The organism is Pseudomonas sp. B21-040 (genome assembly GCF_024748695.1).
GTDB lineage: Bacteria > Pseudomonadota > Gammaproteobacteria > Pseudomonadales > Pseudomonadaceae > Aquipseudomonas.
This window is the reverse complement of record NZ_CP087176.1, coordinates 1,368,279-1,386,714: the sequence shown is the minus strand read 5'-3', so window position 1 is coordinate 1,386,714 and position 18,436 is coordinate 1,368,279. Positions and strand designations below refer to the sequence as shown.

The window sequence follows — 18,436 nt, the reverse complement described above, 5'->3', positions numbered from 1 at the left end:
ATATGTGCCAAGGCTAGAGGAGCGGGGGTCAAGGAATCCAACCTTCAGTTGGCAACGGGCGTTCGTGAAACGCGAACGCTCGGTTGGAGATTGTCGGCAAACTCAGGTCAGTCATCGCGGGCAAGCCCGCTCCCACACTGGATTTATGTCACGCCAGAAAACCCTGTGGGAGCGGGCTTGCCCGCGATGAGGCCCGCCCATTCAACCGAGAATGATCAGACCTGCCCGCGCAACTGTTCAAACAACATCCGGCTCACCGGCGACAACGCCGCTTCGTCCCGCACCACGATGATCAACGCTCGATCCGACCAGTCATCCGTCAACGGCACTGCGTGCAACCCCAGCGCCCGGCCAAACAATTCATAAGCCTTTAGCGGAAGAATGCCGATGCCCATGTTGGCCTGCACCATCCGGCACATGGCGTCGAATCCCGGCACATGAATGCGCAACCGCAGCACTTTGCCGGCCTTGCGAGCGGCGGCATGGGTGCGCATGTTGATCGAACTGGCGGCATGCAAACCCACGTAATCGCTGTCCAGGGTGTCGGCAAACGCCAGGTTCGAACGGCTCGCCAACGGGTGATCGGGCAGCATCAACACCACCAGCTTGTCTTGCCGGTACAGCACGCTGTGCAAACCCTTGGTGTCGCTGTCGATCGAGCAAATGCCCAGGTCCGCCACACCGTCCAGCACCCCTTGAATCACGCCGCTGCTGGGGCGCTCTTCGAGGTCGGTCTTGACCTGCGGATGACGCTCGGAAAAGTCGCGCAAGTCCTCGGGCAAAAACTGAATGATCGCCGACAGGTTGGCGAGCATCCGCACATAGCCGCGAATGCCGTGGCTGTGCTCGCCCAGTTCAAGGCCCATTTTCTCGACGTTGAACAGCATCTGCCGCGCGTGGTGCAGCAAGGTTTCGCCGGCCGGCGTCAGGGTCATCCCCTTCGCCTGGCGCACGAACAGGCTGATGCCCAACGCGTCTTCCAGCTCCACCAGGCGCTTGCTGGCCGCCGACACCGCGATGGCTTCACGCGCGGCGGCACGGGTCAGCGTGCCCTCTTCATGGACGGCGACGAACAGTTGCAGGGTGAGCAGGTCGAGACGGCGGATCAGGCTTCTTTGCAGCATGGAGGGCTCGATGACTTCTGCGCGGCTGAATGGGCAGGATAACCGGGTTTTGCCCCACATCCACACCGCTATCGCCCTACACATAAATCTCTTGTAACACTCGACCGAAGCGGAAACGGCCGATTCAGCGGCAACGTCGCACTCTGTAAAGTCTGGCAACACACACGGACGGCTTCACCACTCAAGGACAGACACTTCAAATGGACCAGACAACGCACGCGGCAAATACCTTCACCAACTATCGAAAACTGGTCGCGCTGGCCGATCACGACTGGGAAACCGCAGAAGCGGGGAAAGTCGCGGGACTGAATGTCGACATCAGAAGCAGCAACCGCATGGTTGACCAGCACGGACGTGCGTTTCATCACTTCTGCACCACCTCCTACCTGGGCCTGGATCACCACCCTGATCTGCTCGACGGCGCCATGACCACCTTATGGGAAACCGGCACTCTGCGCGTCGCCAACTCAAAAAACCGCTGCAAACTGACGATCCTCGATCAGTACGAAACCGAGCTATCAGCATTGTTCGGCGCCACCTGTTTGAGCACCTTGTCGTGCAGCGCAGCAAGTGCCGGCATCCTGCCGCTGCTGGCCAGCGGCGTGTTCACCGAGAACCGGCCGCCGGTGATGGTGTTTGACCGTTTGGCGCACTACTCGATGAATCACCTCAAAGCCGCCTGCGCCGATGAAACCAGGGTCGTGACCAGTCCGCACAACGACATGGATTTCCTCGAAACCCAGTGCCAGCAAAACAGCAGGGTCGCGTATGTTGCCGACGGTGCGTACAGCATGGGCGGGGTCGCCGACATGGACAGCCTTTTGTATCTGAAGGACCGTTATGGGTTGTTTCTCTACCTTGACGACTCCCATGCTCTATCCACCGTTGGTACATTCGGTGCCGGCCTGGCGCGCCCCAGGTTTCAGGCCCTGGAAGATGACGGCCTGATCGTCGCCTCATTGGCCAAGTCATTTGGCGCCAGCGGCGGGCTGGTGATGCTGGGCAATGAACGGCAGAAAAAGCTGATTCAACGCTACGGCGGCCCCAGCAATTGGTCGCAAAGCCTGAACAGCGCGGCCATCGGCGCGGGCAGAGCCTCCATCCAGCTGCATCAAACGCCGGCATTTGCTGCGTTACAGGAAAAACTTCAGGTTAATATCCGCCTCTTTGACAGCCTGATCCGAACCGCACAGCACGGCAGCAACATGGCGATTCGCTTGATCCACTGCGGGGATGCGGCGCCGGCCAACCGCATCGCCATCGAATTGGCCAACCTCGGTTTCTTGACCTCGGCGGTATTTTTCCCTGTGGTTGCACAAGGCAAGGCCGCTCTCAGAATCACTTTGCGGGCGGACATGGAACCGATGCTGATCCGCCACTTTTGTCAGCTCCTCACCGAGCTTTTATGTACACCCGCCGCAGTCCTCGGCGACTGAACACCAGGGAAGATGTCATGAAGAGCCGCACCACCCTCCTCGTCACCTGCAGCACGGTTTTTCTCGCTCAACTGGGCATGAGCATTTACCTGCCGGCGCTGCCGGAGATGGCTCGGCATCTGTCCGCCGACGCCTCGCAAGTATCCTGGGGCCTGGCGGTGTACTTGATCGGGATGGCGCTGCCGATGTTGTTCTGGGGCAGCCTCGGTCAGCGCATCGGTCGTAAACCGGTATTGCTCGCGGCGCTGGGCATTTATGGGTTGGGAAACCTCGCACTGCCGCTGGGCCAAACACTTGAATCGTTTCTGTTTTTTCGGCTGCTTCAAGGCATTGGTGCCAGCGGGATTTCAGTCATGGCACGGGTGTTGATCCGCGACAGTTTCCGCGGCGATCTGTTGGCCAAGGCGTTGTCATGGATTTCGATTTCATTCGTGGTGGCGCTGGGAATCGGCCAGTACCTGGGGTCGGTGATTCAGGTGGCGCTGGGCTGGCCGGCGATTTTCTATCTGCTGGGTGGCGTGAGCCTGCTGATGGCGGCGGTCGTGGCGCGGGTCCCGTTTGCGGTTTTGACCGAGGGTAATGTGCAGTCGTCTGCTTGGCCGAGTTACAGGCGCATTCTGCGCGATCGTGCCTTCTTGCTGCCGGCCCTCACCGGCGGCCTCGGTTATGGGGTGATCGTCGCCTTCAACACTGCCGCGCCGTTGATTCTGCAAGGACCGTTCAACTGGTCGGCGGTGGAATACGGGCTGTTGGGCTGGCCGATCAGCGCGGCGTATTTTTTGGGGGCGTTGGGGGTCAATGCCTTGGTACTGCGCACTGGTCAGCGTCGACTGATGGAAGCCGGCGTGGGGCTGGTGCTGACCGGGAGTGCGGTGATGTTATTGGGCAGCATCGCCGGCACCTCCATTGCCCTGCTGTTCTGGTTGCCCTATTGCGTGGCGGTGTTCGGGCAGTCGCTGACCTACCCGATCAGCCTGTCGCTGGCCAACGACGGCTCACCGGTCGGCGGCGCTTATGCGATGGCGTTGAGCGGTTTCATTCATCAACTGATGGCCGCGTCCATTGGCGCGATTGCCAGCCTGATCGCCAGTGAACAGGCCTGGCCGTTGTCGTTGCTCTGCACCTTGCTGGCGTTGGGCGCGATGCTGTGTGTCATGCTCGCGCCCGGTCGCAAAACGGCCTAAAAGGCGCTACGGAAAATCTCCTCGATCTGGCTCTGATCCGCCGCCCGGGGATTGGTAAAACCGCAGGCGTCTTTCAGCGCATTGGTGGCAAGCATGGGGACGTCGTTGAGGTTGACGCCTAGCTCACGCAACCCGGCAGGGATTTCCACATCACTGGACAGTCGACGGATCGCTGCAATAGCCGATTGAGCACCCTCTTCAGGGCTCAAACCACGAATGTCGGCGCCCATCGCATGAGCCACCTCGGTCAGGCGTGGGGCGCAAACCTGAGCGTTGAAGCCCTGAACGTAGGGCAGCAGTACCGCGTTGCAGACTCCATGAGGCAAGTCATAGAACCCGCCCAGTTGGTGAGCCATGGCGTGGACATAACCCAGAGACGCGTTATTGAACGCCATGCCAGCGAGGAACTGCGCATAGGCCATGTTTTCCCGCGCAGCCATGTCACCGCCGTTGCGTACCGCCAGTCGCAGGTTGTTGCTGATCAACGTGATCGCCTTCAGGGCGCAGGCATCGGTGATCGGGTTGGCTGCGGTGGAGACGTACGCTTCGATGGCGTGGGTCAATGCATCCATACCGGTGGCTGCCGTCAGCCCCTGGGGCATGGCGACCATCAGCGCCGGGTCGTTGACCGACAGCAGCGGCGTGACGTTGCGGTCGACAATGGCCATTTTCACGTGGCGCGATTCGTCGGTGATGATGCAAAAACGTGTCATCTCGCTGGCGGTGCCGGCGGTGGTATTGATTGCGATCAGCGGCAGCTGTGGTTTGCTCGATTGATCGACACCTTCATAGTCGCGAATCTGCCCGCCGTTGGTCGCACATAACGCGATGCCCTTGGCGCAGTCGTGGGGCGAACCACCACCGACAGACACCACAAAATCACAGCGGTTTTCCTTCAACAAGCCCAGCCCGAGCTCGACGTTGGCCATGTTCGGGTTTGGTTTGGCGCCGTCGAAGATCACCGAGTCGATGTCCTGCATCGCCAGTTTTTCCGCAAGCATTTTCGCTACGCCGGCCTTGGCCAGCCCAACGTCGGTGACAATCAGCGCTTTACGAAAGCCGTACTTGCCAATGGCGTCCATGGCTTCGTCGAGGCAACCGGTGCCCATGATGTTCACGGAGGGAATGAAAAACGTGCTGCTCATGAGCGATTCTCCTGGCTGGGCCGAATCGGCGACGCCGATCCAGCGGGACGCCCACAGCTTCGACCCTTCGCTCACGCAGTAACTTGATCTGGCTCAAGTCATGGTCGTGATAAAGTCGCCGCCCATCAGACCTTTTGCTTTGAGACATTGACCGCAATGACCGATTTCCAGGATGTTGATGCCCAACTTGAAGACTGGAACGCCTTGCGCGCCACCGCCTCGTTCAGCGGTTTGCTGGTGGGCAACGGCGCCAGCCGCGCCGTGTGGGACGATTTTGGTTACGACTCGCTGTTCGAGAATGCACGCACCGTCGAAGAAAAACCGCTGAGCCAATCGGAGCTGAGCGTGTTCGAGGCGATGCAGACACGCAGTTTCGAGCAAGTGCTGAGCGCCCTGAAAACCACGAGCCGGGTCAACAAGGCGCTGGCCGTGAGTTCTGCCGCACCGCGCAATCGCTACTACGCGATCAAGGAAGCGCTGATCAACACCGTGCATGCGGTCCACATTCCGTGGCGACTGGTGGTGCCTTCGACCCTGGCGGCTATCAACCAGGAACTGGCCAGCTACCGGACGGTGTTCACCACCAACTATGACCTGCTCAACTACTGGGCCATCCAGCATCAACCGGGCGCGGTCAGCGACCTGTTCCAGGGCACCGAGCCGGGCTTTGACCTGAGCGCCACGGCGACCGATAAAACCCGTTTGCTGTACCTGCACGGCGGCCTGCATCTGGTGCGCAACCAGGACGGCACGGCGCGCAAACTGATGTCGACCGAGGGCACGCTGCTCGGCAGTTTTGCGATCAACAATACGATCAAGACCCTTGATGACGTGCCGCTGTTCGTCAACGAAGGGCCGGCGCAGGACAAGCTCAAGACCATTCGCAGCTCGGACTATTTGTCGTTTTGTTATGAGCAGTTATTGGGGCACGCAGAGGGGTTGTGCCTCTTCGGTCATGCCCTGGGCGAGCAGGACAGCCACATTGTTCATGCGTTGCGCCAAGCGCAGCCGAAGGTGGTGGCGATCTCGATCTACCCGCGCAGCAAGGCGTTTATTGAGCATCAGAAGCGCCATTACGCGAAGGTGTTTGAGGGGACTGGAAGTGAGCTGCGGTTCTTTGATTCTAAAACCCATGCCCTGGGCAGTCCGAAGCTGACGGTTCCGGTTGAGGTTTAGCGTTGACGGGCTCGACGCCTTTGTCGCAATGCCGCCCGGAACAAGCCCGCTCCCACAGAGGATGTGAACACCTCAGATCCAGTGTGAGAGCAGGTTGTTGTTTAGAGCACCGGTAACGTCTTGTCCTTGATCACCGTGGTCGGACCGTTGGCCTTCACGCTGGCGATGCCTTTTTCCTGCGCGGCCTCGGAGGAATAGGCTTCGCTGCTACCGATGATTTCGTGGTTGGCCGCCTTGAGGTTGAAGTAAGGATGGCCATCCTTGGTGGTCTTTTTCTCGTAGCGCTCATCCAGCGGGCTGTTTTTCTGCACCGAGGCAATGCCGTTTTCAGCAGCGCCACGGGTCGTGTAATGCTCGCTGCTCAGAATGGTTTCGGCATTGGCCGCTTTCAATACAAAGCGAAACTGGCCGCTGCTGGTTTTGCTCAATTCGTACCATCCAGACATGCTCTTTCTCCTTGGCAATTGAGAGGTTTGGCGCTTCAGAGTAAAGACCCGCCAGGGACATTTGTCGCCTGAACCGACCTCATTGTCGGGTCACCGTCCGAACCACCGACAACTCTGGCGCCACCCCCCTTCGTTGACTCAGATACCGCATGCAACTCACCCGCAAGAACGACGCAAAGTTCACCACTTCCCCCCGGTAATCCATCACTTCTTCGTACAGCTTGGCGATCAGTTGGTTGGTGCTCATGCCGTCGACCTCGGCGATCTCACTGAGGATGTCCCAGAACTGATTCTCCAGCCGCAGGGTCGTCACCACCCCGCAGATGCGCAGCGAGCGAGAGCGCGATTCGTAGAGGATCGGATCGGCCTTGACGTAGAGCTCGCACATGGACAATTCCCTCGTTACAGCGTGATTTTGGTGCCCAGCAAACCCAGGAAACCCGCGAGCCAGCTCGGGTGTGCCGGCCAGGCCGGGGCTGTGGCCAGATTGCCTTGAACGTGGCCCTGTGTCACCGGGATGTCGATGTACGTACCGCCGGCCAGACGCACTTCCGGAGCACAGGCCGGGTAGGCGCTGCATTCGCGACCTTCGAGTACGCCAGCTGCGGCCAGCAATTGCGCGCCGTGACAAACGGCGGCAATCGGCTTGCCGGCCTTGTCGAACGCTCGCACCAGGCCCAGGACGTTTTCGTTCAAGCGCAGGTACTCCGGCGCACGACCACCCGGTATCAGCAGCGCGTCGTAGTCCGCTTCAGCGACCTTGGCGAAATCGAAGTTCAGGGCAAACAGGTGGCCGGGCTTTTCGCTGTACGTCTGGTCGCCTTCGAAATCGTGGATGGCCGTGCGCACAGTCTGGCCGGCGATTTTGTCCGGACAGACGGCGTGCACGGTATGACCGACCATCAGCAGTGCCTGGAATGGCACCATTACTTCGTAGTCTTCGACGTAGTCGCCGACCAGCATCAGGATTTTTTTAGCCGCCATGGGGAGAACTCCTCTGGGAAATGCTTGGGAGTATTCAAGGTAGTCCCTATCCGGCAGGTCGGGTAATAACCAGCTACTACCTGACGGATCGCGTCATCGTTCATCGCGGGCAAGCCATGCTCCCACAGTTGACCGAGTCTCCCTTTGGAATGCGGTCAACTGTGGGAGCATGGCTTGCCCGCGATAACGTCCTCAAACTGTACGGATAACTCTGCGCCTAGCTGTAACAGCGCAGCCGGCGCGGTTTGTGGCTAGATGAAGACTCTTCCCGCCACCCTCGATTCTGGTTGCCATCATGTCCTCGCGCGAAAACACCGGCATGGCCCTCGGCCTGCTCGGCGTTGTGATCTTCAGCCTCACCCTGCCCTTCACACGCATCGTCGTGCAGGAACTGCATCCGCTGCTCAACGGCCTGGGCCGGGCGCTGTTTGCGGCGGTGCCGGCGGCGTTGTTGTTGCTGTGGCGGCGGGAGAAATGGCCAACCTGGAAGCAGGTCAAAGGCCTGACGCTGGTGATCGCCGGGGTCATTCTCGGTTTTCCGGTGTTGTCGGCGTGGGCCATGCAAACCTTGCCGGCGTCCCACGGGGCATTGGTCAACGGCCTGCAACCGCTGTGCGTGGCGCTGTACGCCGCGTGGTTGTCCCACGAACGACCGTCGAAAGCCTTCTGGGCCTGCGCCGCACTGGGCAGTGCGTTGGTGCTGGGTTATGCGTTGATCAGCGGCGCCGGCAGCATTCAGGCCGGTGATTTGCTGATGCTCGGGGCGATTGCCGTGGGTGGTTTGGGCTACGCCGAGGGCGGTCGGCTGGCCAAGGAGATGGGCGGCTGGCAGGTGATCTGCTGGGCGCTGGTGCTCTCGACGCCGCTGCTGATCGGGCCAGTGGTGTACCTGGCGTTGCAGCATCAGGGCGAGATTTCGGCCAAGACCTGGTGGGCGTTTGGTTACGTCTCGCTGTTCTCGCAGTTCATCGGTTTCTTTGCCTGGTATGCCGGGCTGGCGATGGGCGGTATTGCCCGGGTCAGTCAGATCCAGCTGCTGCAGATCTTCTTCACCATCGCCTTCTCGGCACTGTTCTTCGGCGAGCACATCGAGCCGATCACCTGGCTGTTTGCCGCCGGGGTGATCGTGACGGTGATGTTGGGGCGCAAGACAGCAGTCAAACCGGCGCGTGTGGCCACCGCGTAATCCCGTAGGAGCACAGCTTGCTGGCGATGGCGCCTTTGAAATCGCCATCGCCAGCAAGCAGTGCTCCTACAGGAGTGTCGTGTTTAGAGGAAGCCGTCAGCCCGCAGCAGGGTCTCCAGGCAATGCTCGCTGATGTGGTAGAAATCCTTCAGCGCTTCAATCTTCACCAACAGCTGAGTCGGGTCCACCGGCTCGGCGCGTTTGACCGCCAGAATCATCTTGTTCTTGTTGGTGTGGTCCAGCGAGATGAACTCGAACACCTTGGTTTCGTAGCCGCAGGCTTCAAGGTACAGCGCACGCAGGCTGTCAGTGACCATTTCCGCCTGCTGACCCAAATGCAGGCCGTATTGCAGCATCGGCTTGAGTAATGCCGGGCTCTGGATTTGCAGGCGAATCTGTTTATGGCAGCACGGCGAGCACATGATGATCGACGCGCCGGAACGGATGCCAGTGTGAATCGCGTAGTCCGTGGCAATGTCGCAGGCATGCAGCGCGATCATCACGTCCAGCTCGCTCGGCGCCACGCTGCGCACGTCCCCGCACTTGAACGCCAACCCTGGATGCTCAAGCTTCGCAGCCGCGGCGTTGCACAGGTTGACCATTTCTTCGCGCAGTTCGACGCCCGTCACCACACCTTCGGCGTTCAAGGTGTTGCGCAGGTAGTCATGGATGGCGAACGTCAGGTAACCCTTGCCCGAACCGAAATCCGCCACTTGCACCGGTTTGTCCAGCGCCAGCGGCGAGGTGGTCAGTGCATGGCTGAAGACTTCGATGAACTTGTTGATCTGCTTCCACTTGCGCGACATCGCCGGGATCAGCTCGTGCTTGCTGTTGGTCACGCCAAGGTCGGCGAGGAACGGACGGCTGAGGTCGAGGAAGCGGTTTTTCTCGCGGTTGTGCTCGGCGGACGGTACTTCACGTAATTGCTGAGGTTTGCTCTTGAACAGCGAAGACTTGCCCTTTTTGCTGTATTCGAGCTGGGCTTCGTCCGTCAACGACAACAAATGCGCATTTTTGAACGAGGCCGGCAGCAAAGCGGCAATGGTCGCGACGCCTTCGGCCAGCGCCAGGTTTTTGGTGATATCGCGGGTTTTATAGCGGTAGACGAAGGACAGGCAAGGCTGATCCTTGACCGTGGTTTGCTTGATGATCAGCCGCTGCAAGTCCGCTTCGGTGCCGACGTACTTGGCCAATACCAGTTTGATGAATGCGTTGGCGTCGAGGCTGGTTTGCAGCAGGTCGATGAACTGGGCGTGGTGATCCGGCGCGAGGCTGGCGGGAGTGGCGGTGACGGACATGTAAAAACGGCCTCGGACGGGGCGAATCGGGGAATGGCGGGTATTTTAGGGGGGATGTGGATGCAGGGCACGGGTAATTTCCCGAACGGTGCGATCTGTAGCAGCTGGCGAAGCCTGCGTCCGACTGCACAGCAGTCGTAAACCGGTTAGCACGGTCTTCCTGATGCACCGCGTGTGCTGGTTTTACGACTGCTGCGCCCGAGCGCGGACCGGCCGACGCAGGCTTCGCCAGCTGCTACAGGGAAGTGAGTTGCGGCCTGCATTTAGCCCAACACCACCAACCGGTTCGGCAACTCGTTGCGCACTTGCGTCACGGGCACATGCACTTTGAGCAACTCACCACAGGCCTCGATACAGGTCACAAACCCTTGCAACGTCTGGCCCTGTTTCACTTGCTGGGTGAACGCCGCCACAATCGAATCCCAGTTCTTGTTATCCAGCCGACTGGAAATCCCTTCGTCCACCAGGATTTCTACATAACGCTCGGCTTCGCAGACAAAAATCAGCATGCCGGTGCTGCCGACCGTGTGGTGCAGGTTTTGCTCCAGGAATTGCCGGCGTGCCAGGTTCGATGCACGCCAGTGCCGCACCGAGCGCGGGATCAGGTAGGTGGTGACTTTTGGAATGCGGAATACCAGGCACAGCGCGATGAAGAGGATCCATTGCACCAGCAGCAAACTGTGCAGGGTCAACCAGCCGGTCAGGTAATGCACGATTCCCGGCACCATCAGCGCCAGCAGGCTGGCCCACAGCAGCGGGATGTACGCGTAGTCATCGGCGCGGGCCGCGAGGACCGTCACCAGCTCGGCGTCGGTGTCACGCTCGACCCGGGCGATTGCCTCGGCCACCTTGCGTTGTTCGTGTTCAGTCAGTAATGCCATGTTTAAAAGTGCCTGATCATTATTGTTATCACCAGCCGCCCGACGAACCGCCGCCCCCGAAACTGCCCCCGCCGCCGCTGAAGCCCCCGCCTCCACCGCCGCCACCAAAACCGCCACCGCCAAAGCCACCGCTGGAACCGCCCGAGCCTCCTCGCCCGACCGGCAGAATCCCGAGCATCTGCAAGACGAAAATCGTCAGGATGAACAGCATTACCAGAAACACGAAGACGCCGGGATGGCGCGCAACGAAGTCACTGTCCTCGTCACCTCGCGGCTCGTAAACCGTGGACGGTTCATCCAGCGAGCTACCGCCCAGCACCACCAGCATCGCCGCGACCCCGTCGCTGATGCCTTTGCTGAAGTTGCCGGTCTTGAATGCCGGGGTGATCACCTGGTTGATGATCACCGAACTTTGCGCGTCGGTCAGGCGGTCTTCGAGGCCGTAGCCGACTTCGATGCGCAATTTACGCTCATCGCGCGCGACGATCAGCAGCGCGCCGTTATTTTTATCTTTCTGGCCGATGCCCCAGTAACGCCCCAGTTGATAGCCGAAGTCCGCAATGTCGGTGCCCTGCAAGTCCGGGAGCGTGACCACCACCAGTTGCTCGCCGGTGGCCGATTCATGGGCCTGAAGTTGCTGCGTCAGCTGCTCGCGCACCGACGGTTCGATCATCTGGGCGTTATCGACCACACGCCCGGTCAGCGATGGAAATTTCAGTTCAGCCTGGGCCGCCAGGGCAAACACCCAAAACAACAACATCAGGCCCACTTTCAACACGCGCATTGGCAACCTCATCCGTGGTGATGCGTTGAGTCGCTCAGCACTTCAACCGATCAAAATTTCACTTGGGGCGCTTTGTCGGCATCGGGCGTGGTCGCCTCGAAGGTTTCGCGGATCGGCAAATCGCTGTACATCACGCTGTGCCACAGGCGCCCTGGAAAGGTGCGGATTTCTGTGTTGTATTTCTGCACCGCGAGGATGAAATCACGACGCGCCACAGCGATACGGTTCTCGGTGCCTTCCAGTTGCGACTGCAAGGCCAGGAAGTTCTGGTTGGCCTTGAGGTCCGGATAACGCTCGGACACCACCATCAAACGGCTCAAGGCACCGGTCAGTTGATCCTGGGCCTGCTGGAACTGTTTGAGTTTTTCCGGATTGTCGAGGGTCTTGGCATCCACTTGAATGGACGTTGCCTTGGCCCGTGCTTCAATCACCGCGGTCAGGGTTTCCTCTTCATGCTTGGCGTAGCCTTTGACGGTTTCCACCAGGTTTGGAATCAGGTCGGCACGACGCTGGTACTGGTTCTGAACCTGGCCCCACGCGGCTTTGGCCTGTTCGTCGAGGGTCGGAATCGTATTGATGCCGCAGCCCGTCAACACGCTGGCCAGCAACAACAAGGCGGCCACCTGCAGGCTCGACCGATAGTGGTGTCGTACATTCATTTGGGTCACTCCCTGGCACATTCCGTTGAATAACAACCTGCACCCCTCTGACCGGGCACTTGGGGCATAATCTGCCGCCGCCACTGGATTGCATCGAGCCAATGGGCTAAAAGATGCCCCCAGCGCAAAACGCTGGGCAAGTGTGCATGCATTTACCTGAACAACAATAGTCGCTCCCTAACTTTTGGCTGACCGGCGCGTATTCACAGCCGTTTGGGCTTTTGAGAAAAAAATTCATGAAGAAGCTGTGTTTGCTGGGCCTGTTCGTCGGCCTGGCCAGTCATAACGTATTGGCCGCCACGACGCCCGCACCTCTAGAGAACAAGGACGCTTTCATCAACAATTTGATGAAGCAGATGACCCTCGATGAAAAAATCGGCCAGTTGCGCCTGATCAGCATCGGCCCGGAAATGCCCCGCGAACTGATCCGCAAGGAAATCGCGGCCGGCAACATCGGCGGCACGTTCAACTCGATCACTCGCCCGGAAAACCGTCCGATGCAGGACGCGGCCATGCGCAGCCGGTTGAAGATCCCGATGTTCTTCGCCTACGACGTGATCCACGGCCATCGCACCATTTTCCCGATTCCGCTGGCCCTGGCCTCGAGCTGGGACATGGACGCCATTAGCCTGTCCGGGCGCATCGCCGCCAAGGAAGCCTCATCGGACGGCGTCGACCTCACCTTCGCTCCGATGGTCGACATCTCCCGCGACCCGCGTTGGGGCCGTACTTCCGAAGGCTTCGGCGAAGACACCTACCTGGTGTCGCGCATTGCCGGCGTCATGGTCAAGGCGTTCCAGGGCACCGGCGCAAATGCGGCCGACAGCATCATGGCCAGCGTCAAGCACTTTGCCTTGTACGGCGCCGTCGAAGGCGGCCGCGACTACAACGTCGTCGACATGAGCCCGATCAAGATGTACCAGGATTACCTGCCGCCTTACCGCGCCGCGATTGACGCGGGTGCTGGCGGGGTGATGGTTGCGCTGAACTCGATCAACGGCGTGCCGGCCACCGCCAACACCTGGCTGATGAATGACCTGTTGCGCAAGGAGTGGGGCTTCAAAGGCCTGGCCGTCAGTGACCATGGGGCGATTTTCGAGCTGATCAAGCACGGCGTTGCCGCCGATGGCCGCCAAGCCGCGAAGCTGGCGATCAAGGCCGGTATCGACATGAGCATGAACGACACCCTCTATGGCAAAGAGCTGCCTGGGCTGTTGAAGGCCGGCGAAATTGAACAAAGCGACATCGACAACGCCGTGCGTGAAGTGCTGGCGGCCAAGTACGACATGGGCCTGTTCAAGGACCCGTACCTGCGCATCGGCAAGGCCGAGGATGATCCGGCCGACACCAATGCCGATAGCCGCCTGCACCGCGCCGAGGCCCGCGACGTCGCGCGCCGCAGTCTGGTGCTGTTGAAAAACCAGGGCGAAATCCTGCCGCTGAAAAAAACCGCGAAAATCGCTTTGGTGGGTCCGCTGGCCAAGGCACCGATCGACATGATGGGCAGCTGGGCCGCCAACGGTCGCCCTGCGCAATCGGTCACGCTGTTCGACGGCATGACCACAGCATTGGGTTCGCAATCGACGTTGATCTACGCCCGTGGCGCCAACATCACCAGCGACCCCAAAGTCCTCGGTTACCTCAACTTCCTCAACTTCGATGCCCCGGAAGTGGTAGACGATCCGCGTTCGGCGCAAGTGCTGATCGACGAAGCGGTGAAAGCCGCCAAGGATGCCGATGTGGTGGTCGCAGCGGTGGGCGAGTCCCGCGGCATGTCGCACGAATCATCGAGCCGCACCGATATCAACATCCCGCCCAACCAGCGCGAATTGATCAAAGCCTTGAAAGCCACCGGCAAACCGCTGGTGCTGGTGTTGATGAACGGCCGTCCGCTGTCGATTCTCGAAGAGAAGGAACAGGCTGACGCGATTCTGGAAACCTGGTTCAGCGGCACCGAAGGCGGCAACGCGATTGCCGACGTGCTGTTCGGCGACTACAACCCGTCGGGCAAACTGCCGATCACCATCCCGCGCTCGGTAGGCCAGATTCCGACCTACTACAACCACCTGAGCATTGGCCGACCATTCACACCGGGCAAACCGGGCAACTACACGTCGCAGTATTTCGATGACACCACCGGCCCGCTGTTCCCGTTCGGCTTCGGCTTGAGCTACACCGATTTCAGCCTGAGCGACATGGCCCTGTCGTCGACCACGCTGAACAAGACCGGCAAGCTCGACGCCAGCGTCACGGTGAAAAACACCGGCAAGCGTGACGGCGAAACCGTGGTGCAGTTGTACATTCAGGACGTGACCGGTTCGATGATCCGGCCGCTCAAGGAGTTGAAGAACTTCCAGAAAGTCATGCTCAAGGCCGGCGAACAGAAAGTCGTGCACTTCACCATCACCGAGGACGACCTGAAGTTCTACAACGCACAGCTCAAGTTCGCAGCCGAGCCGGGCAAGTTCAACGTGCAGATCGGCCTGAACTCCGAGGACGTGACGCAGCAGAGCTTTGAATTGCTGTAATCCTGTAGGAAACACATAACAACTGTGGGAGCCGAGCTTGCTCGCGATGAGGCCATCACATTCAGCATCTTCGTTGAATGTTAAGCCGCAATCGCGAGCAAGCTCGGCTCCCACAGTGGTTTTTTGGGTGTGGCTGAGTAAGCACTAACCCCGGCCACCCAGCAAATTCACCACCACCCGATCCACCCATCCCCAGATCCGTTGCTTGATCCGCTTCCACAGTGGCCGGCGTTGCCATTCTTCGAGGCTGACTTCCAGGCTCTGCGCAAAGTCGCGCTCGAAACTCCCCGCCACTGCCCGCGTCAGCCCAGGGTCGAGCGCTTCAAGGTTGGCTTCAAGGTTGAAGCGCAGATTCCAGTGATCGAAATTGCACGAGCCGATGCTCACCCAGTCATCGATCAAGACCATTTTCAGGTGCAGGAAACACGGCTGGTATTCAAAAATCTTCACGCCGGCCTTGAGCAATCGCGGGTAGTAGCGATGCCCTGCGTAGCGCACCGAGGGGTGATCGGTGCGCGGTCCGGTGAGCAGCAAGCGCACATCGACACCCCGGGCCGCGGCCCGGCGTAACGAACGGCGGACTTTCCAGGTCGGCAGGAAGTACGGGGTCGCCAGCCAGATCCGGCGCTGGCCGCTGTTCAACGCCCTGATCAGCGATTGCAGAATATCGCGATGCTGACGGGCGTCGGCATAGGCCACCCGGCCCATGCCCTCGCCCATCGACGGCACTCGCGGCAGACGCGGCAAGCCGAAATGCGAGGCCGGTTTCCAGGCACGCCGATGGCGGTTGGCGATCCATTGGCGATCGAACAGCAACTGCCAGTCGATGACCAAGGGCCCGGTGATTTCCACCATGACTTCATGCCATTCGCTGGTGTCTTCACCCGGCGTCCAGAACTCGTCGGTGACGCCCGTGCCACCGACCACGGCCAGGCTCTGATCCACCAGCAACAGCTTGCGGTGATCGCGGTAGAAGTTGCCGACCCAGCGCCGCCAGTTCAGGCGATTGTAGAAACGCAGTTCGACCCCGGCCGCCGTCAGACGCTGACGCAAAGTCAGCGTGAACGCCAGGCTGCCGTAATCATCGAACAGGCAGCGCACGCGAACACCACGCTCAGCCGCCTGGACCAGTGCCTGGACCATGGCTTCGGCGCAGGCACCGGCCTCGACCAGATACAGCTCCAACTCGACCTGTTCTTCGGCGCGGGCAATCGCGACCAACATGCGCGGGAAGAACTGCGGACCGTCGACCAGCAGTTCAAAGTGGTTGCCTTCACGCCAGGGGAAAATTGCACCGGCCATGTCAGCGCGCCGTGAAAATCAGTACCGCACCCACCGGTACCGACAGACTGATGGCCGACAAATCGGCGAGCTTGCGCAGCGCTTCCAGTCCGGGTACCAGATCAAAGTCTTCGGCATTGATCACCAGTGGCTCCAGTGTCACCACCTGAAATCGCCGGTCATCGAGCCGCGTCGCCAGCAGTTCGGCGTTGTACTCGTGGGTTTTACCGTGAAGGTTGACGGTCAGCGGCAAACGCAACTCCAACTGCGCACCGGGCGCGAGATCGTTGATCGGGCGCAGATCGATCTGCGCGGTGATCAGTGCTTCGGGAAATTTCTCAATCTCGAACAGCTGCTTGCGCATGCGTTCATCGCGCAATGGAACGCCACTGTTCACAGATTCCAGCTCCACTTCCACTTCGGCCAGGCCATTGGGATCGACCTTGCCGTGCAACACCAGAAAGCGCTGCACTTCAGAGATGTTGGCGTTTTTGGTGCTGACGAACGACAGCCGCGAAGACTCGCCGTCCAGGTACCAATCGGCGTGGGCCGACAGCGTGGCACCGGCCAACAGCAGGAAGGCGAAGGTTTTGGCGTGGAAGCGGTTGAACATAAAGACTCATGGGGGCAGATAAACCTGTGCTGAACCTTAACCGTCCGTGAGCAAGATGCAAGCCTGTAGCAGCTGGCGAAGCCTGCGTCGGCCGGTCCGCGCTCGGGCGCAGCAGTCGTCAAACCCTGCCTACCGGGGGCAACCTGAAGTACCGCGGCGCCTGGTTTTACGACGGCTTCGCCCGAGCGCGGACCGGCCGACGCAGCCTTCGGCAGCTGCTACAAAGGTTCGTGGGAGTCAGGGATTCAGGCGGCAGCCCTGGCGTTCGCCGACCCACGCGGCGCTGTGGGTGCGGCCCATGCCGCTGACCGTGATGCGTTTGCTGGCAGAGTCATCGACGAAGCGGCTGGTGGGCAGCCACTGCTTTACATAGCTGCGGCAATACTCGGTCTCGTTGTTCATTACATACCGGCACGAGCAATATTCCTTGGCGGTGTAGGCGCTGATGATGTCGGGGAATGCCCACAGCGCCACCCGCTCCTGCCAGCCCCAGCCGAGCAAGGCGATCAGCAGGATCACCAGCAACGTGCTCAACGGTCGGCGGCGAACAACACTTTGGCGGCTCATGGCTGCACCTGTTGGGCAAACGCCTTGAGCGTGAGTTTGAGCAAATCGTTGTGCCGATAGCTGCCGTCGCGATCATCGCCATAGCGCACGATCACCAGGTTTTCGCTGGGGATTACGTACATTGCCTGGCCCCAATGTCCCAGCGCGGCGAAAGTATCGGCGGGAGCATCAGGCCAGGGTTGTGGCGCGCCCGCCACCGCACGATTGAGCCACCACTGACCACCGGGCACGCTGTCATCCTGATGGGCTTGATAGTGGGCGAACGGTTCGCGATTGAAGGCGACCCAATCCCGGGGCAGTAATTGGCGCCCCTGCCAGCGCCCGTCGCGCGCCATCAACAAACCGACCCGCGCCAGATCGCGAGCCGTGAGGTAGACGTAAGACGAAGCGACGAAGGTGCCCGTGGCATCGGTTTCCCAAACGGCATGACGAATACCTAGCGGCTCGAACAGTGCGGTCCATGGAAAGTCCGGGTAACGGGCAGGGCCGACGATGTTTTTCAGCGCGGCGGAGAGCAGGTTGCTTTCACCACTGGAATAGCGAAAGGCCTGACCGGGTGCGGCGTATTCGGGGTGATCGGCGGTGAACGCAGCCATGTCCTGATGGCCACGGGTGTAGAGCATGGCCACCACCGAGGATTTCAACGGGGCGTACTCGTAGTCTTCCTGCCAGTCCAGTCCCGAGGCCCAGTGCAGCAGGTCGGCCATGGTCACGCCGGGGTGTTGTTTCATCGGCGGATAAAACGTCTGCACCGGGTCCTGGAGTTTGAACAGGCCTTCGCCATAGGCCACGCCCAGCACCGTGGCCATGAGGCTTTTGCTGATCGACCAGGTCAAGTGTGGCGTGTCGGCGCGGGCCGGGCCGGCGTAGCGTTCGTAGATCAATTGGCCGTCGCGGATCACCAGCAACGCATCGGTGCGAATGCCTTTTCGGGTGCTGTCGTCGCGGGGTGGGAAGGCGTAGGTTTCCAGGGCTTGAAGCGCCGGCCCGGTAACCGTCGGGCCGTTCGACCATTGCTCGCCGGGCCAGTTTTCGGCGTGGGCCGGGAGGCTGAGCAACAGCATGAAAGTCAGGGACAAGCCTTTGAACATGGCAGGGGCTCGGAGGGATTAACGTGCTGAGCCTAGCTGGACTTGATGACAGT

The 18,436-nt window shown here is 60.2% G+C and carries 18 protein-coding genes; 5 read left to right on the top strand and 13 right to left on the bottom strand.

The genetic code is table 11. The features are described from left to right. Positions 1 to 215 precede the first annotated feature (215 nt). Positions 216 to 1,124 carry a LysR family transcriptional regulator gene (locus tag LOY55_RS06235; RefSeq protein WP_223523960.1) on the bottom strand — a complete coding sequence of 303 codons (909 nt, stop codon included), beginning with the start codon at positions 1,122 to 1,124 and terminating at the stop codon, positions 216 to 218. Between the two features lie 200 nt (positions 1,125 to 1,324). On the opposite strand from LOY55_RS06235, the gene LOY55_RS06230 reads away from it, so the two are divergent. Next, positions 1,325 to 2,560: an aminotransferase class I/II-fold pyridoxal phosphate-dependent enzyme gene (locus tag LOY55_RS06230; protein WP_109787371.1), complete on the top strand. Its 1,236-nt coding sequence runs from the start codon at positions 1,325 to 1,327 to the stop codon at positions 2,558 to 2,560. Positions 2,561 to 2,577: 17 nt separating this feature from the next. Further along, positions 2,578 to 3,744, top strand: coding sequence for a multidrug effflux MFS transporter (locus LOY55_RS06225; protein WP_109787370.1), 1,167 nt, complete (start codon positions 2,578 to 2,580; stop codon positions 3,742 to 3,744). Here the strand turns inward: LOY55_RS06225 and yiaY are convergent. Then, positions 3,741 to 4,889, bottom strand: a complete 1,149-nt coding sequence (yiaY, locus tag LOY55_RS06220; protein WP_077430755.1) for an L-threonine dehydrogenase — start codon at positions 4,887 to 4,889, stop codon at positions 3,741 to 3,743. The genes LOY55_RS06225 and yiaY overlap by 4 nt on opposite strands. Positions 4,890 to 5,045: 156 nt before the next feature. Between yiaY and LOY55_RS06215 the strand changes: the two genes are divergently transcribed. Further along, positions 5,046 to 6,065 carry a DUF4917 family protein gene (locus LOY55_RS06215; protein ID WP_109787368.1) on the top strand — a complete coding sequence of 340 codons (1,020 nt, stop codon included), beginning with the start codon at positions 5,046 to 5,048 and terminating at the stop codon, positions 6,063 to 6,065. 101 nt (positions 6,066 to 6,166) lie between these two features. Here LOY55_RS06215 and LOY55_RS06210 read toward each other — a convergent pair whose 3' ends face one another. The 3 genes from LOY55_RS06210 to LOY55_RS06200 form a co-directional block, all read right to left on the bottom strand. After that, positions 6,167 to 6,511, bottom strand: coding sequence for a YegP family protein (locus LOY55_RS06210; RefSeq protein WP_046029425.1), 345 nt, complete (start codon positions 6,509 to 6,511; stop codon positions 6,167 to 6,169). 79 nt (positions 6,512 to 6,590) lie between these two features. After that, on the bottom strand, positions 6,591 to 6,899 hold the full coding sequence (locus LOY55_RS06205; RefSeq protein WP_109787367.1) for a ribbon-helix-helix domain-containing protein: 309 nt from the start codon (positions 6,897 to 6,899) through the stop codon (positions 6,591 to 6,593). A 14-nt stretch (positions 6,900 to 6,913) separates the two neighbouring features. Continuing rightward, positions 6,914 to 7,495: a DJ-1/PfpI family protein gene (locus LOY55_RS06200; protein ID WP_223523957.1), complete on the bottom strand. Its 582-nt coding sequence runs from the start codon at positions 7,493 to 7,495 to the stop codon at positions 6,914 to 6,916. A gap of 295 nt (positions 7,496 to 7,790) precedes the next feature. On the opposite strand from LOY55_RS06200, the gene LOY55_RS06195 reads away from it, so the two are divergent. Then, positions 7,791 to 8,681, top strand: a complete 891-nt coding sequence (locus LOY55_RS06195; RefSeq protein WP_046029420.1) for a DMT family transporter — start codon at positions 7,791 to 7,793, stop codon at positions 8,679 to 8,681. Between the two features lie 83 nt (positions 8,682 to 8,764). On the opposite strand, the gene LOY55_RS06190 is transcribed toward LOY55_RS06195, so the two are convergent. From LOY55_RS06190 to LOY55_RS06175, 4 genes are all read right to left on the bottom strand, one after another. Continuing rightward, positions 8,765 to 9,979: an SAM-dependent methyltransferase gene (locus LOY55_RS06190; RefSeq protein ID WP_223523954.1), complete on the bottom strand. Its 1,215-nt coding sequence runs from the start codon at positions 9,977 to 9,979 to the stop codon at positions 8,765 to 8,767. Positions 9,980 to 10,242: 263 nt separating this feature from the next. After that, positions 10,243 to 10,860 carry a TPM domain-containing protein gene (locus tag LOY55_RS06185; protein ID WP_046029417.1) on the bottom strand — a complete coding sequence of 206 codons (618 nt, stop codon included), beginning with the start codon at positions 10,858 to 10,860 and terminating at the stop codon, positions 10,243 to 10,245. A gap of 28 nt (positions 10,861 to 10,888) precedes the next feature. Beyond that, on the bottom strand, positions 10,889 to 11,644 hold the full coding sequence (locus LOY55_RS06180; RefSeq protein WP_046029415.1) for a YgcG family protein: 756 nt from the start codon (positions 11,642 to 11,644) through the stop codon (positions 10,889 to 10,891). A gap of 50 nt (positions 11,645 to 11,694) precedes the next feature. Then, positions 11,695 to 12,303 carry a LemA family protein gene (locus LOY55_RS06175; protein ID WP_046029414.1) on the bottom strand — a complete coding sequence of 203 codons (609 nt, stop codon included), beginning with the start codon at positions 12,301 to 12,303 and terminating at the stop codon, positions 11,695 to 11,697. A gap of 236 nt (positions 12,304 to 12,539) precedes the next feature. Here LOY55_RS06175 and bglX point away from each other — a divergent pair, with 236 nt between their 5' ends. Beyond that, complete coding sequence (bglX, locus tag LOY55_RS06170; RefSeq protein WP_046029410.1) at positions 12,540 to 14,831, top strand: beta-glucosidase BglX; 2,292 nt, start codon at positions 12,540 to 12,542, stop codon at positions 14,829 to 14,831. A gap of 144 nt (positions 14,832 to 14,975) precedes the next feature. Here bglX and LOY55_RS06165 read toward each other — a convergent pair whose 3' ends face one another. The 4 genes from LOY55_RS06165 to LOY55_RS06150 all read right to left on the bottom strand — a co-directional run bounded on the left by LOY55_RS06165 (position 14,976) and on the right by LOY55_RS06150 (position 18,383). Next, positions 14,976 to 16,133, bottom strand: coding sequence for a phosphatidylserine/phosphatidylglycerophosphate/cardiolipin synthase family protein (locus tag LOY55_RS06165; RefSeq protein ID WP_046029409.1), 1,158 nt, complete (start codon positions 16,131 to 16,133; stop codon positions 14,976 to 14,978). A 1-nt stretch (position 16,134) separates the two neighbouring features. Continuing rightward, positions 16,135 to 16,725, bottom strand: coding sequence for a YceI family protein (locus LOY55_RS06160; protein WP_109787366.1), 591 nt, complete (start codon positions 16,723 to 16,725; stop codon positions 16,135 to 16,137). 237 nt (positions 16,726 to 16,962) lie between these two features. Beyond that, complete coding sequence (locus tag LOY55_RS06155; protein ID WP_077430759.1) at positions 16,963 to 17,292, bottom strand: amidase; 330 nt, start codon at positions 17,290 to 17,292, stop codon at positions 16,963 to 16,965. Further along, entirely contained in the window at positions 17,289 to 18,383 is a 1,095-nt protein-coding gene (locus LOY55_RS06150) for a serine hydrolase (RefSeq protein ID WP_258667798.1), read from the bottom strand. The genes LOY55_RS06155 and LOY55_RS06150 overlap by 4 nt, the downstream gene beginning before the upstream one ends. Between the last annotated feature and the right edge of the window lie 53 nt (positions 18,384 to 18,436).